At 60.0% G+C, this 15824-nt stretch carries 10 protein-coding genes; 5 read left to right on the top strand and 5 right to left on the bottom strand.

All coding sequences use genetic code 11. From position 1 onward, the window contains the following. Window positions 1-31 precede the first annotated feature (31 nt). Window positions 32-1480, bottom strand: a complete 1449-nt coding sequence (locus tag MED193_RS07490; protein WP_009809082.1) for an ATP-binding protein — start codon at window positions 1478-1480, stop codon at window positions 32-34. Then, a complete protein-coding gene (locus tag MED193_RS07495) occupies window positions 1477-2223 on the bottom strand; it encodes a response regulator transcription factor (RefSeq protein WP_009809083.1) in 747 nt (248 codons plus the stop codon). Before MED193_RS07495 ends, MED193_RS07490 begins: the two co-directional genes overlap by 4 nt. Before the next feature lie 306 nt (window positions 2224-2529). On the opposite strand from MED193_RS07495, the gene MED193_RS07500 reads away from it, so the two are divergent. The 5 genes from MED193_RS07500 (at window position 2530) to MED193_RS07520 (ending at window position 7716) form a co-directional block, all read left to right on the top strand. Beyond that, a complete protein-coding gene (locus tag MED193_RS07500) occupies window positions 2530-3783 on the top strand; it encodes an ABC transporter substrate-binding protein (protein WP_009809084.1) in 1254 nt (417 codons plus the stop codon). Between the two features lie 93 nt (window positions 3784-3876). Beyond that, window positions 3877-4749 (top strand): carbohydrate ABC transporter permease, encoded by an 873-nt coding sequence (locus MED193_RS07505; protein ID WP_009809085.1) that lies wholly within the window; start codon window positions 3877-3879, stop codon window positions 4747-4749. Next, window positions 4742-5638 (top strand): carbohydrate ABC transporter permease, encoded by an 897-nt coding sequence (locus MED193_RS07510; RefSeq protein ID WP_009809086.1) that lies wholly within the window; start codon window positions 4742-4744, stop codon window positions 5636-5638. Before MED193_RS07505 ends, MED193_RS07510 begins: the two co-directional genes overlap by 8 nt. Before the next feature lie 4 nt (window positions 5639-5642). Beyond that, window positions 5643-6740, top strand: a complete 1098-nt coding sequence (locus tag MED193_RS07515) for an ABC transporter ATP-binding protein (RefSeq protein ID WP_009809087.1) — start codon at window positions 5643-5645, stop codon at window positions 6738-6740. A gap of 1 nt (window position 6741) precedes the next feature. Further along, window positions 6742-7716, top strand: coding sequence for a glucokinase (locus MED193_RS07520; protein ID WP_009809088.1), 975 nt, complete (start codon window positions 6742-6744; stop codon window positions 7714-7716). Here the strand turns inward: MED193_RS07520 and MED193_RS07525 are convergent. The 3 genes from MED193_RS07525 to MED193_RS07535 are packed head-to-tail and all read right to left on the bottom strand — an operon-like array spanning window position 7694 to window position 15807. Next, window positions 7694-12244, bottom strand: a complete 4551-nt coding sequence (locus MED193_RS07525; protein ID WP_009809089.1) for a non-ribosomal peptide synthetase — start codon at window positions 12242-12244, stop codon at window positions 7694-7696. The two genes, MED193_RS07520 and MED193_RS07525, sit on opposite strands and share 23 nt — an antisense overlap. Beyond that, window positions 12245-13966 carry a thiamine pyrophosphate-binding protein gene (locus MED193_RS07530; RefSeq protein WP_009809090.1) on the bottom strand — a complete coding sequence of 574 codons (1722 nt, stop codon included), beginning with the start codon at window positions 13964-13966 and terminating at the stop codon, window positions 12245-12247. Window positions 13967-13998: 32 nt separating this feature from the next. Then, complete coding sequence (locus tag MED193_RS07535) at window positions 13999-15807, bottom strand: AMP-binding protein (RefSeq protein WP_050757577.1); 1809 nt, start codon at window positions 15805-15807, stop codon at window positions 13999-14001. Window positions 15808-15824: the final 17 nt, after the last annotated feature.

A 15824-nucleotide genomic window follows, 5' to 3' on the forward strand; every position in this document is an offset into this window, starting at 1 on the left:
CACCGGGGCACAGCGGCATCAGGCCCTCAGGCTAATTGCGCAGAATCTCTAACCGGGCGCGCAGCCCCTGCCGTCCTCGTTCAAAGCGCAGGGTGCCTCCATGTTGCTCTGCAACGGTGGCGACGATGGTCAGCCCCAAGCCAAACCCGTCGATTGCGCGACTATTGGCGCCGCGCTGAAACGGGGCCAGCACCTCTTCGATCTCTGCGACGGTTAATTCGGATCCTTCGTCCTCCACCGTGATCACCGCTCGATCCGCGTCTGCTTCGAGTTGCACCTCGGCACGGCGGCCGTATTTCAGGGCATTGTCGATCAAATTGGTCAGGGCACGCTGCAGCAAAATGGGCCGCGCTGTTGCCAGAATCCGACGGGCATCGGGCAAGGCACCCTGCCCTGCGCGCGCGGAAAACAGCGATTGCCCCCCCTGTACCACTTCCGGCTCCATGCCACGGTAGCTTACGGGGCGACCCAGATCCTGATAGTCAGCCACCAGGGCCTCCACCAGTGCGGTAAGCGAAACCTGCCGTGGCACCTCCAGGCTCAGTTCAGATCGCGTATAGGTCAGCACGCTTTCGATCATGCCCGTCATACTGTCGATATCCGCCTCCAGCTTGTGACGCAGGGTCTGGTCCTGGATCAGCGCCGCACGCAGCCGCAGCCGCGTTGCAGGTGTGCCCAGATCATGGCTCACCCCAGAAAGCACCGTGGCCCGTTTCTCGATCTGGGCCCGCGCGCCTGCCAGGTGGTCATTCACTGCAGATACAATCTCTTGCAGCTCCGCCGGGCCAGAGACGGAATAGTTGTCCGCCTCCCCCAACAGGCGCGGCCGCCGCAGCAGCCGGGCAAAGGCCCCAAAGCTGGCCGTGATTTCCGCACTGAGGCTGAGCACAATCGCCAGCCCCACCGCCGCCAGGAGAGCCGCAAGCAGGCGCAGATCGGTCGGGGCCGCCTGGCAGCTCCAGTAGCCCCCCCCTTCAATCTGCACCCAGCCCCTGTCCCCATATTGGGCAAAGACCGCAGGATCACTGCAATGGCGAGCCAGCAGTGCCGTGAGCGCCCCCAATTGTTGTGCTGCGGTTGGCCGTGGCGCGGTTTCAAGCTCGGCAATCGCATAGCGCAACAGGTCAGAGACGATCATCAGCCGCAGAACCGTGCCCAGGTCCGGCCCGTGATCCGCTCCAGACTGGATCGAGATTTCAGTCACAATGCCGCCGCTCTGAACAGCAGGCCGGTTCAGGACTGCCGCAGCGCCGCCATCGGGAGACAGCGCTGGCGCTGGCAGAACCGTTAGGCCTGTAGGTAAGGGCGTATCGCTTTGCAGGCTCTGATACAGCAAGACACCGGCCATTTGACTGCGCTCCAGATGCTGCTCCCAGGCCCGTGTTGAGTGCAGCCAGAGCACCGCAGCCCCCAGCCCAAGAGCGAAGCCTGCCAGAATCCACAGGCGCGCCTGGGTTTTCAGAGCCCAGCCACGGCTCACGCGGGGCTTTCCTCAGTCACATCCACCGCCAGCACATAGCCGACCCCCCGCGCAGTGCGCAGCATCTGGGGATCTTTGGGGTCGCTCTCAATCTTTGAACGCAGCCGCCCCACCAGCATATCAATCGCCCGCCCGGTTCCCTCGCTCTCCGCGCCGCTCGCAGCGGCAAGCCTCTCCGAGAGAGCGGCCTGGATCTCCTCGCGTCTCAGAGGAATATGGGGGTTGGCGAGAAACACCTTGAGCAGGCCACTCTCCCGCTGGGACAGCGCCACCTGAAACCCCTGCGGGGACAGAACCTCATCGCGCTTGCCGTCATAGCTCCAGCCGCCAAAGCGAAACAGTGCCAACTGGCGGCGATAGACAAGGGAGGCGCTGCGGCTGGCCCGTTGCAACACCGCCCGCACCCGTGCCAACAACAAATCAGGGTTAAAGGGCTTGGCCACATAGTCGTCGGCCCCGACCTCATAACCTGCCATCCGCTGGTGGTCCTGTGACAGGGCAGAGACAAGAATGATCGGCACATCCTGTTCGCGCCGCAGTCGGGCGCAGATTTCAACGCCGCTCTCGGATCCCAGCATCACGTCCAGCAGGATCAGATCCACCCGCCCCGCCTGCATGCGGTCCCGGATCTCTGCCTCGGTTTGGGCGCCATGGGCGATGAACCCGTTCTGCTGCAAAAACTGCGTCAGCATGCTACGGGTTTCTTCGTCATCGTCCACCACCAGAAGTCGGGGTATCGTCATAGCCTCATTCTCTGCCTTTGTTGTTTGCGCAGACCGCAGTGGAATTCTTGCCTGCAAGACTGCCCCATTTTTAGCGGCAAAGGTATCTCTAGGTAACAAGTTGTAACGGAAGCCGCAGTTTTCTGCGTTTTGGCGGCTTTGACAGGTTTCTCAGCCATTGCGACATCCCCCTGTGTCGGCGCAGGCTAGCTCTCATAAGACCGTCGCCCAGCAGGCGACATCTGCGCCAATGCATCTTGGAGGAAGAGGCGGCGCAGTCCAAAGGGGGCTCATTGGGCTCTTTACGACTCTAGGGAGGACGACACTATGAAGAGATCCGTGTTTACGGCCGTATCCACGCTGGCGCTGGTCGCCGCATCCGTCACATCCATGGCCCAGGCTGGCCCCGAGGCAGAGGTTCTGCACTGGTGGACCTCAGGCGGGGAGGCCAAATCCGTCGCGGTGCTGCAGCAGGAGTTTTCTGCCAATGGCGGCACCTGGACCGATATGCCCGTGGCCGGCGGCGGTGGCGATGCAGCCATGACCGCGTTGCGTGCGCGTGTTTTGTCTGGCAATGCCCCCACCGCCGTGCAGCTGAAAGGCCCCGCCATTCAAGAATGGTATGAAGAGGGCGTCTTGGCGGATATCACCTCCGTCGCCGAAGCCGAGGGCTGGGACAAGGTACTGCCAGCCTCGATTGCGGCCCATATGAAATGTGAAGGCCAGTGGTGCGCGGCGCCGGTGAATGTGCACCGGGTGGATTGGCTCTGGGCCAATGCCGAAATCCTGGCCGCCAATGATATCGCGATGCCCAGCAGCTGGGAAGATTTCAATGCCGCTGCCGATAAGCTGATGGCCGCCGGAGTGATCCCCTTGGCCCATGGGGGGCAGGCCTGGCAGGATGCCACTGTGTTTGAGGTCGTCGCCCTAGGCATTCTGGGCGCTGAAGGCTTTGACAAGGCCTTTGTTGATCTGGATCCGGAAATGCTGGGCTCGGATAAGATGGTCGCAGTCTTTGATCAGATGCGTAAGATGCGCGGCTATGTGGATCCCAATTTCCCCGGCCGCGACTGGAACCTCGCCACCTCTATGGTGATGAACGGCGAAGCGGCTTTTCAGATCATGGGCGACTGGGCCAAGGGCGAGTTCCTCGCCGCTGGCAAAGTGCCTGGGCAAGACTTCCTCTGCGCCTCTGCACCTGGGGCTGGTTTTCTCTATAATGTCGACAGTTTTGCCATGTTCGACGTGGATGGCGACGACAAACAGCAGGGCCAGGACCTGTTGGCGAAACTGATCGTCGGTCAAAACTTCCAGAAGGTGTTTAACCTCAACAAAGGCTCGATCCCTGCGCGGGTTGATGTCGCAATGGATGAGTTTGACTCCTGCGCACATCTGTCATCGGCAGAGATGACCACCAGCTCAAAAGAGGGCTCGCTGCTGCCCAGCTATGCCCATGGTATGGCCATGCGTGGCGCCCAATCTGGGGCAATCACCGATGTGGTCACAGCGCATTTCAATTCCGATATGTCCTCGGCAGATGCCGTAGAGATGTTGGTTGCCGCGGTGGCAAATTCGCTCTGAGGCAGTTCTCTGGAACGACCTGCTCCACTCACCTATGAGCCGTTCCGTCCTGGACACCCAGGACGGAGCACCCTCTGAAAAAGGCCCGATCAAATGCGCGCATGGCTGGAACGTCAGATCCCCAAGATGGTGCTGGCTCCCTCGTTCGTGGCGATCCTCATCTTTGTCTATGGCTTTATCGGCTGGACAGCCTGGATCTCCTTGACCCGATCAAAACTACTGCCCAAATACGACCTGCACGGGGTCATCCAGTATAAACGACTGTTTGCAGCACCACGCTGGGACACCGCGATGGACAACCTGTTCCTGTTTGGCGCGCTGTTCATCTGTATTTCCATGGCCCTGGGATTGTTGCTGGCAATCCTGCTGGACCAACGCATTCGCGTTGAAGGCGTACTGCGTACCATCTACCTCTACCCTATGGCCCTGTCGATGATCGTCACCGGCACCGCCTGGAAATGGATCATGAACCCCGGCCTCGGGATCGAGGCCATGGTGCGGGGTTGGGGATTTGAGAACTTTACCTTCAACTGGGTGATTGATCCCGATATGGCCATTTATGCGGTGGTCATCGCCGGGGTCTGGCAGGCCTCGGGCTTTGTCATGGCGCTATTCCTGGCCGGGCTGCGCAGCGTCGATGGAGAGATCATCAAGGCCGCGCAGATCGATGGCATTCCTGGCTGGCGGATCTATTCGGCCATTATCCTGCCTTCAATGGCACCGATCTTTCTGTCCGCGTTTATCGTATTGGCCCATCTGGCGATCAAGAGCTTTGATCTGGTGGTGGCCCTAACCGGCGGCGGGCCGGGTTATGCCACCGATCTGCCTGCCACCTATATGTATGCCATGGCCTTTTCGCGGGGCGACATTGGTCAGGCCGCAAGTTCCGCAATGGTGATGATGGGCGTCGTCTTTGCCATTGTCGTTCCCTATCTCTATTCCGAACTGAGGGCGAAACATGTCTGATTTTTCTGCCACTCCGGCTGTGTCCCCGCCTGTACGCCCCGGCCAAATCGCCCTGCGCTGGCTGCTGTTTTCCTTGCTGGGATTATTCGCGCTATTTTACCTGATGCCGCTCTTTGTCATGCTGACCACCTCGCTCAAAAGCCTGGAGGAAATCCGCAGTGGCAGTCTGGTGGCCCTGCCGCGCGAGGTCACGTTTGACGCCTGGCGTACTGCCTGGTCCGAGGCCTGCACCGGCATTCAATGCGAAGGTCTGCGGCCCTATTTCTGGAACTCGGTGCTGTTGGCGGTGCCCGCAGTACTGATCTCAACCTTTCTGGGCGCGGCCAATGGCTATATCATCGCGCAGTGGAATTTTCGCGGTGCCAATCTGATCTTCTCGGCCATGCTCTTTGGGTGTTTCATCCCCTTCCAAGTCGTGCTGCTACCCATGGCACGGATGCTGGGGCTGATGGGGCTGGCAGGTACTATTCCGGGGCTGATCTTTGCCCATGTGATCTACGGTATCGGCTTTACCACGCTGTTTTTCCGCAATTTCTACGTCACCATCCCTGGTGATCTGGTCAAGGCGGCCAAGGTGGATGGCGCCGGGTTCTTTCGCATCTTTTGGTCGATATTTCTGCCGCTGAGCCTGCCAATCATCGTCGTTACAGTGATCTGGCAGTTCACCCAGATCTGGAACGATTTCCTGTTTGGCGTCAGCTTTAGCCAAGCGGGCACCCAGCCGGTGACTGTGGCGCTGAACAATATCGTCAACTCCACTACTGGCGTCAAAGAATACAATGTCGACATGGCCGCCGCCATCATCGCCGGCCTACCCACCCTGTTGGTCTATGTGGTTGCAGGAAAATACTTTATTCGCGGCCTCACCGCCGGTTCTGTAAAAGGCTAATGCTATGTCTCCGATCCTGAACATCCAGTCCCTCAGCAAAAACTACGGCGCGGTGGAGATCCTCAAGGATGTGAATGTCGCCATCGATCCCGGTGATTTCCTGGTTCTTGTTGGCCCCTCCGGCTGCGGTAAATCCACCCTGCTGAACTGTATCGCTGGGCTGGAGCCGATCTCAGGTGGGTCGATCAGTATTGATGGGCGCGACATGACCCAGGTGAGCCCCAAGGACCGCGATATTGCCATGGTGTTCCAGTCCTACGCGCTCTACCCGACCATGACGGTGGCCAAAAACATCACTTTTGGCATGAAAGTGCGCGGTGTAGATGCCGCCACCCAGGCCCGCAAACTGGCAGAGGTAGCGCGACAATTGCAGATCGAGCCGCTGCTGGATCGCCGCCCTGGCCAATTGTCAGGCGGGCAACGCCAGCGGGTGGCTATGGGGCGCGCATTGGTGCGGGATCCAAAGCTGTTTCTGTTCGACGAGCCGCTATCAAACCTGGATGCCAAACTGCGGGTCAGCATGCGTTCGGAAATCAAGAAGCTGCACCAGAACCTTGGCGCCACCATGGTCTATGTTACACATGATCAGATCGAAGCCATGACACTGGCCACCAAAATTGTGGTGATGAAGGGTGGCGTGGTACAGCAGATCGGCACGCCAGCGGAAATCTACAATCACCCGGCAAACCTCTTTGTCGCCGATTTCATGGGCTCGCCTGCGATGAATCTTATCCCGGCGCGCACCCAACGGGCCGAGAGCGGCATTCAGATTGAAATCACTCGCCCCGAGGGGGCGCCAATGATCCTGCAAGGGCCGCAGGTGCAGGATCTGCCCGAGGATATTATCCTGGGGCTACGTCCCGAAGACATCATCGAGGCCGGAATGCGCAGCGGGGCCAATGTGCAGGCCGCAAAATGCCGTATCGATCTGGTAGAACCTGCAGGGGCGGATACCTATGTGGTCTCAGAGCTGGGCGGCAGACAGGTCACCGCGCGGCTCCATGCTGAGACCAAGGCCCAGCCCGGCGCCATGCTGGATCTGGCTTTTGATCTGGCAAAGGTTTCCTTTTTTGCGCCAGACACCGGGGAGCGGTTGAACTGATATGACGCGTTTGGTTGCGGATCTTGGTGGCACCAATTGCCGTCTTGCCATTAGCACAGGCCTGGGGCGTCCCCTGGCAGCCATGCAGAGCTACCCAAATGCGGCCTTCGACAGTTTTCCTGATCTGCTTGGCCAGTATCTAATTGATGCTGGTCAGCCCCGATTTGCCGAAATAGTGATTGCTGTCGCCGGTCCTGTCACAGACCGTGCAACGGGGCAAAGCGCGGAGTTGACCAATCGGGGCTGGCAGCTGGACTCGCAAGAACTGTCCCAATCAATGGGAGAGATCCCAGTTCATTTATTCAATGACCTTAGTGCCCTGGGACACAGCCTTGCCGATCTGGAGACAGGCGATCTGGCCATAATCCAACCAGAGGACAGCACCGCGCCTTTGGCACAAAAACTGGTCATCGGGATTGGCACCGGGTTTAATGTCAGCCCTGTGAGTGCCACCCCCTTGGGCGTCAGCTGCCTGAAATCCGAATACGGCCATGTCGCCCTGCCGCTCGATCTACACCAGGCTCTAGTCGCGCAGATTGGCGAGAAGGCCCACGCCTTCAAAACCGTGGAATGCTGTTTTTCCGGCCGTGGCTTTGCGGCCCTTCATGCGGCCTTTGCGCCCGAGGCCAAAGCACAATCTCCCGCTGATATCATAGCGGATTCTGATAGGGCGCAGACCAGGGCCTTTCTCCACTTTTATGCCGATCTCCTGGGCCAGCTGAGCCGTAATCTGAGGAAGGGTTTTTTGCCCAGTGGCGGGCTCTATTTTGCCGGATCCGTTGCCCGTAACCTGCTGGTGGGGGGCGCTAAATCCGCGTTTCTACACTGCTACAACCAGCCTGATCCGCTCCTCCCCGATCTCACGCCGCCTGTCTATTGCATACTGGATGATGCCGCGGCTCTAAAGGGCTGTGCAAAATTCGCTTTCCGCTCCCCCCCGAAAAAAACCAGAGCTAGCCCCCTGCGCCAGCCCTGATGGCCTGCTGGGTTCTGTCGAACCAGTTCTGGATCTCTTCCGTGACCAGAGGACCTTTTACCGCCGCCTGCAACAGCGGAAATGCTCGGTGAAATTGCTCTTGTCTGGCGAAACAAAGGCCCAGGTAGGCCCAGATATCGGCCCGATAGCCACAGTGCTTTCCAACGTGTTGCAGCACTTCAATCGCTTTTGGGACGTGGCCCAGCTGTAACAGCCAATAGCCATAGCAGACCTCCAGATCCCGAATGAGCCCTGCAGTCGGGCGCGCAGCCGCGCGGGCGGCCTCGATCTCTGTCAGGGCAGCCGCTGGGTCATCCAAGCGCAACAAAGCCTGCGCCCGCGCCGCATGCCAGGCCAGCAGCGGCACGCCCTTTGGCTGCTCTGTGGGTTGACCCGCCAGCCAATCGGTCAGCACGCCTGTGCCTTCTTCCTCCAGATCTGTCGCCAGATTATCCGCAACCAAGGCAGACCAGGCATGAGTTGGATGCGCACGGCAACTGGCGCGCAATAGATCCAGTGCGGCTTTGGGCTGGTTTGTGGCCAAAAGATGCGAGACCCGGCGCCGCTCAGCCGCGCCTGGCTGCGGGGTCAAAACGCAATCGGGAGGGCGCTTGGTCAGCAGTGCCTGCATGGTCAGGTCGGCGCGGCCATGCAAAAGCTCGTCGTGATGCCCCGGCAGCAGATAGACGTCGACCTCCCCCTCAACGAAGTCCTCCCAACCATAGCCAATCATCGCCAGCGACAACAGATTGTAGCGGTCCCCGCGCAGCAGTCGCATATTGCCGTCCAAAGGTTCCAACAGGTGATCACGCCGCAATGCCTCTGCCTGCAGCCCCTGTTCTCCCCAGTTGGAATCCGGTGGCCCCAGCTTGCGAAATACCGGCCCGTTGTCGATCACACAGACACTCGCCGCGGGGCTGTTCAGCCCGGCAAGCTCGCGCGCGGTTTCAAAGGCTTCGGCCCCGCCATAGGAAAATCCGGCCAGATGCAGCTTTGTGTTCGGAAAGCCATGATCCAGAACCCTGGCATAATACCGCGCCTGATCTGCAAAACTGCGCTGCCCACCTTCAGCCGCCGCCATTGGTCGCTGCAGGATAAAGCAACCTAGATCCTGTGGCGCCTGTTGCATCATCATCGTCAGGTTTGGCCCGCTCGGCACCAAGCCCGGCAAAAAGATAACGGGCTCGCTCCCGCGCCCCTCTTTTGCGTTCACCAGCGCCTGGTGCAGATCCTGCGGAGGCGTTTTCGCCAAGAGCGCCTGTAAACCGCGTGGCGTAGGATCGCCAAAGGCCGTTGCAACCGGCAAATGACAGCTGGTGCGCTCTCGAATGCGGGCAAGCAACGCAATCAGCAAAAGTGAGTTGCCACCAGCGGTAAAAAAATCCTGATCCAGAGCGGCAGGCGCCTGCCCCAGAACCTGTCGCCAGCCGTCTAGGATAGCGGGAGCCAAATCGGGTTGCAGCGCCGCCTCCTGATCCGCGAGATTTTTGGAGCCTGCAAAGATCTGTTGGGCCCGCTGCACCAGCGCCCGACGGTCTATCTTGCCCGAGGCTGTCAAGGGCAAGGTCGCACAAGGAGCGATCAAGCCAGGAACCCAAGCTGAAGGCAGATTGCTCCGCAGGTAGCGGCGCACCTGTGGCTCTGAGCCCTGATCTTGCGGGATGTAAAAGGCAGCCAATATGGTCTTACCAGCGATCGGGGCCGCAAAGACAGCCGCGCCAAGGGTCAATCCGCTGGTCAGTAGAAGGTTTTCAATCTCACCCGGTTCGATCCGTTGGCCACTGATTTTCACCTGATCATCCAACCGTCCGGCGCAGCTGGTGGTCCCATCTCCGCCCATGCGACCCCGATCCCCTGTGCGATACCAGCGCTCTGTCTGATCAGGTTCTTTCTCCCAGAGAAAACTCTGCGCTGTCTGCTCTGGCGAGTTTAAATAGCCCAGGGCAAGCCCGGCGCCCGAAATCCAGATCTCCCCCAACATTCCCGGCCAGACCGGCTGCCCCAAAGGGTCCTTGATCGCAAGGCTATAGCCGGGAAAGGGCTGCCCGATCTGCGATCCCACGGGGCGTTTTGCCGCCTCATCGAACATCTGGGAGGGAATTTCCTGCCAGGTGGAAAACACCGTGGCCTCTGTTGGGCCATACACATTAAAAAGCCGTCCCACACGGGGCCGGATTTGGGCGACGAGCTCCGGGTGAACCGTCTCTCCGCCCACCAGCGCCTTGAGCTGGGGCATTTTGGGTAGCCCCGCTGCAATCAACATCCGCCAGAGCGACGGCGTAGCAAAGAAATGCTGCGGCGCTGTGGCCTCCATAAGCTGTACAATATGCCAGGGATCGCGCCGCAGCGCCTCTTCGACCAAGATCAGTTCGCCGCCAGTGACCAGCGGCGACAAAACCTCATAGATGATGCTGTCAAAGGTGGTGGCGCTGCACGACAGCATCCCCTCACCCGGGCGCAGTGCAAAGACCTGCCGCACCCCGGCCAAATGGTTCGCAAGCGCCCGATGCGGGACCGCCACGCCCTTGGGCGCTCCGCTGGAGCCGGAGGTGAACATCACATAGGCCAGATCATCAGGGGCCAAATCATCAGGGGCCAAATCGTCCGGGGTAAAATCGTCAGGAGTAAAATACTCAGTGCCCGACGTCGCCCTAGGGACCCTGTTCCCTCTATCACCAAGTGTCAGTACCGGCATTTCCAACGCCTGTGCCAGATCATCTGGGGCGATCAGATGCTTTGGCCCGGCCTGTTGCAAGATACGCTTAATCCGCTCCGGTGGATCCAACACCGATAGCGGCACAAAAGCGCGCCCTGCCCGCAGGATACCAATCAATGCCGCCACAAAACCAGCCCCACGCGGTAAGGCCAGGGCTATAAGATCCCCTGCGGCGCCCGGCGCCGCCAAAATTGCCTGCGTCCAGGCCGCACTTTCCCGCTCCAGATCAGCGTAGCTCCAGTGCAGATCGCCACAGCGTAGCGCGGGTTTCTCCCGGTACTGGGCAAAAGCCCTGGTCAGCAGGTCCCCCACCAAGGGGCTGGGCGTGACGGCGGGACAGGTCAACACCCCTTGGCTCTCTGCCGTCTCTGCCCCATTCTGCAACAAGGATTCAATCGCGGCTTTGGGCCGTTTCAATGCGCCTTTGAGTACCGCTATGAAGTGCTGGAATATCCGCGCGGCGGTGGCCGCGGTGAAGCGGTCAGCATTCCCGAGCAGCTCCCCCTCGACGCCCCCCTCGCAGCGCTCCAGATTCAAAGCCAGCGCAAAGGGGGTAGCGCGCCCAATCTGGGTCAAAGAGTGACTGGAGCACCCAGCAAAAGACAGGCTACGGGTTGAAAACCCGCGATGGTTCAACACCACCTGAAATGCTTCATGCGAGAGTGCTGTGTGACTGGCAGAAGCGTAAGAGGACTGGTTCAGTAAAGCACTCCCCTGTTCCAACCCCTTGGTCAATGCAACCTGTTCCGCCTGACAAACCTGTGCAAAACTCGCGCCCTGTATCAGGGCCGTGCGAATGGGGAGAGTCTGTACAAAGGCACCTAGCACCCCTTGTAATCCCGGCCCATCGCGGGTCATCGCAGTGTTGCCGATACAGATCTCGCGCTGGCCTGAAATCGCACTCAACGACAGACGAAAGGCCGCCAGAAGCACTGCGACAGGCGAGACATGCAGCCCCCCGGCCAGCGCCTCAATAGCGGACCAGGTTTTTGCGTCGATCTGCACTGGAGTGCTGTTACCTTCGAATGAGGGCGCTGTTGGCGCGGCGAAATCAAAGGGCAGCGCCAGTTCTTCCAGCGGCGACTGATCACGGCTGACCAACACCTCTTCCTTTGGCATAGCCAAGGGAGGCGCAGGCTGAGCCAAATCCAAGGCATGATCGGCAAAATCAAAAACAGGACGCTCTGGTGCTGAAGCCCCGGCTGTCCCCTCAACAGCTGCCCCCCTCCCGGTTATGGCATCGTAGCATTCTCCCAGCTCTTGACAGAATTGCCTCAGGGACCAGGCATCCATGATTGCATGGTGATAGACCAGATGCAGCACCCAGGCCTGATCGGCGATCCGATAGACCCGCAGCCGCAACAAAGGGTCGCGACCCGTGTCAAAAGCACGCTGACCTTCGCATCCCAAGATCGCCTCAATCGACAGATCAGAACAGGTACCTTGTACAGACTGTCGCAGGTCCATTTCGGCAAAATCTACCGCTTTCTCCTCTGAAACACACATCTGTAAGAGGCCCCGCTTCTCGTACAGGGCCATGCGCAGACAATCGTGCCGGTGGGTCAGCACCATCAGAGCCTGCCGACAGCCTTTGGGATCAAAATCCCCCTCAATACGCCATGCGCGGCTAACATTTGCGATGCCTTTTTGCGGCGCCAATTGATCCAAGCACCAGAAATCCTGTTGAGCTTTTGGCGCAACCACCGTGACATCCCCAGCGGCGCGGCGCGTTTTGCCGTCCAGAGGGTCACGGCCCCTGCCCGCAAGCCGTCGGCGCAATCTGGCCCGCAAATCATTAACTGCAAAAACCATCTAGGCCCCACTTTCGTCGGCTGGGGCCTTCCCAAAACAGTCGGCCAAAGAGACTGAAATGACGGTTGCCCCATCGTCCAACATGGCCGGTGTTAGCGCCTGGGACAAAGCCCGTTGCAGCGCCTCCGGGGAATGGACTCGCACCCCCCGCGCGCCCCACCCTCGGGCAACCTGCGCATAGTCCACGGTAGCACCATAACGGACGATATCCGGGCTTTGGGCCGGAAACCATTTATCCTGAAAGCTGGGGCCATTGATCCCGCCATTGTCGGCCACAACGACGATTAGCCTGGTCCCCAGCCGCTGGGCTGTCTCCAGTTCGCTGGCGGACAGGCCAAAGCCAACGTCTCCCACCAGCGCCACCACCCATTGCCGTTGCTCGACTGGGAGCTGAAGCTGCTGCATTGCAGCGCCCAGCGCAAAGGGAATCCCCACACCGATGGTCCCATTCTGGCCAGGCGTCACTCTTGAAAAGGGCCTGTGAACCGCCCAGAGGTTATGGCCGCTGGCTAGGCCAAGCCCACTGTCGATGATTGTCACGGCATTCTCTGGCCCCCAGCGCGCCAGCGCCTCACAGAGCAGGTTCATCTGCCTGGCCTCGACATCTGCCTCGGCCTGCTGCCGCAAATTCACAAGGGTCTGCGCGTGGGTCCGGGCTAGGCAATCTACCCACTCTGTACGGCGCGGCTCTGGGCTGGCCGCTGCAAGTTGGGTCAACAGATCCTCAAACTCAAGGGGAAGCGGATCAATTGGCACCTCTGGGCCCAGCAGGCTGCGGGCGCTAAAGCGCCAATCCAGATCAGCGCCACAGAGCAGTACATGATCGCAGTTCTGCAACGCCTCTTCCTTTGCCAGGAAAACGCTCAGCCGATGGCCATCAGGCAATATACCGCGCCCCATGTCGGTGGCCAAAACCGGCAAATCCAGCTCCTCAAGCAGAGCCCGAAACTGGCAGAGCTCATCTGGCGTCGGGGCACCGCCCCAGCGCAGATCCTCGCCAAGGATCAAAATGGGGCGATGTGAACCGCTCAGCCACTGCGCCGACCCCCTTGGTTTGGGGAGCGGTTTGGGGAGCGATTTCGGGCTCAATTTCGGAATCGGCGCAGGCAGAGCATCTGGGTGACGCGCGTTCAGAACGCTCAGCCCCACCTCAACAAAAACCGGGCCGCGCGGCCTGCTTCTGGCCTGCTCCAGGGCCAGATGGATGCTGGCGGTAAGCGCGGCGCGATCCTGCAGCTGCATCACCGCCTTGCAGCAGGGCGCTGCGGCTCTGGCGCCATCAAAACTCTGAAACAGCGGTGCGGTCCCTTGGTCCTTCTGCCCTGGCTCTGGCGGCTCGACAACGCCGGCAATCAGGACCATGGGCCACTGGTTACTCATTGCGTCAGACAGAGCCGTGACGGAATTGGTCACCCCCGGCGCAGGCGAGCACAGGGCCAGGGCACAAAACCGCCCCGCTTGATAATTATGCGCCATGGCCGCACTCAGGGCGCCGGATTGGCTGCGACAGCCGACGACCACCAACCCAATTTCGACACAGGCAGCCAGGGTGGCATAAACCGGGTTTCCGGGCAGCGAGTAGACATGGGTGATGCCCCCTGTTTTAAGAGCCTGCGCAATGGCTTGGTGCCCATTAGGGGCAAGGCGGCGCGCCAGTTTTCTGCGCAATACGGATGGGCGGTTCTTTGGCGCTCCTGTGCCTGTGGTCGCGTCAATCTTCATGGTTCTCCCTGCCGCCCAAGCGATGCACACCTTCAGACCAAAGCAACTGCTTCAGACCCGACCAAATCCTTCACAGCCTGTTCCAACTGCTCCACGTCCTGCTCCGACAAAAGGCCCAGCACATAGTGCGACAGCGCAAGCGGCGTTGGATGACGAAAGATCACCGTTGGCGGAATATAGCAGCCCAGCAGCTCTCCCAAGGTGATCGAGAGCTGAACCCCCAGAATGGAGTTGCCACCACAGTTGAAGAAATTGTCATCCAGCCCAATGCGCTCCAGATCAAGCACCTCAGCGGTGAATTCGCACAGGATGATCTCAACGGCGGTTCTTGGCGCGCGAAAAGAGGTGGCGAAATGCGGTTTCAGGCTCTCCCACATCTGAAGACGCTGGCGCTTTCCAGTGGCGCCCACTGGAATTGCATCCACGATGATGATCTGACTGGGCACCTTGTAATCTATCAGCCGGGTGAAAAGCTGGCTACGAATTGCCTCCACCGTCAGCCCGGTCTCACGGTCCAGGCAGACCGCAGCCACAAGATCATCGCCCAGGCTTTGATGCGGCTGCGCAAAAGCCACCGCATCCGTGATACCGTCAATGTCCAGCAGGGCCTCATCAATCTCACGCGGGGAGATCTTTTGCCCGCCGCGATTGACGATCTCTTTGCGCCGCCCGGTGAGGGTCAGATAGCCCTCGGCGTCCACCATACCCAAATCACCAGTCCAAAAGCCGCCCTGCCGGAAGGCCTCGCTATTGGCCTCTGGGTTTTGCAGATATCCCGGCGTGACAGCGCCGCCCTGTATAACAACGTTGCCGACAGCGTCGGCGCCAATTGGGCGGCCCGCATCATCAAGAATGGAAATGCTGGTGCCCCGTGCTTGGCCCACGGTGCCCGGTTTGCGCCGCGCGGGCGGCAGCGGGTTCGCCGCAATCTGATGGCTGGCCTCAGTCATGCCGTAGGCTTCGATCACTGGCGCACCAAAATAGCGTTCAATCCGGGCAATCACTGATGCCGGTAAAGGGGCTGAGGAGGAGCGGATAAAGCGCAGGTTATGCGGCAGCGGCTCTGCGCGCTTTTCCAGGTGCTGGATCAACACCAAGTGCATGGTTGGCACCGCCGAGAACCAGGTGACTTTGTGGTGTTGTAGACTGTCGACGAACCCATGGGGCTGGAATTTACCCGCCAGGACCACAGCCCCGCCAGCAACCAAGGCTGCGCCCAGACAGGCCATCAACCCGTGGATATGGAACAGCGGCATGGCGCAGAGCGAGACATCCTGATCGCTCAGTTCAAGAGACCCTGCGATATTACGCGCTGAAACCGCGAGGTTCTGCTGGGTCAGCTGCACCATCTTGGGGCGCGCTGTGGTGCCAGAGGTATGCAGGATCAGCCCAGGCGCAGAAGCGGCCGACTGGGCAGGCAGCGCCACAGGCTGCGGTACCGCGTCTAATAGCCCGTCGTCGATGACCAAACTGGCAACACCTGCCGCCGCAATAGCCGCATGAGCGGAAGCGCTAGCGCCCGCCCCCACCAGAACCAAGCCCGGTTGCAGATCCCTGAGGTAGAATAGGAACTCTTCGGTGCTGTAGTCCGGGTTTAAGGGGGCTGCGACATGTCCATGCAAACAGGCCAGAAAGCCCAGTACAGCATGACGGGCCTGTGGGGCAATGACCGCGATCGGGGCACCGGGCTCCACCTTGGATGCGTAGATCTCTAGAATGAGCTGGTCCAGGGCGGCAAGGCAACGCGCCCCCGTCAATGGCCCGACCTCTTCACAAATCAGCGCTGGTTGGTCCAACCGCTGTTTAAGGCCCGCGCGTAACTGTGCGCCAAAATGTACCAACGGCCTCTCCCAATCAA

The organism is Roseobacter sp. MED193 (assembly GCF_000152965.1).
In the GTDB taxonomy this organism is placed as follows: Bacteria; Pseudomonadota; Alphaproteobacteria; order Rhodobacterales; family Rhodobacteraceae; genus Pseudophaeobacter.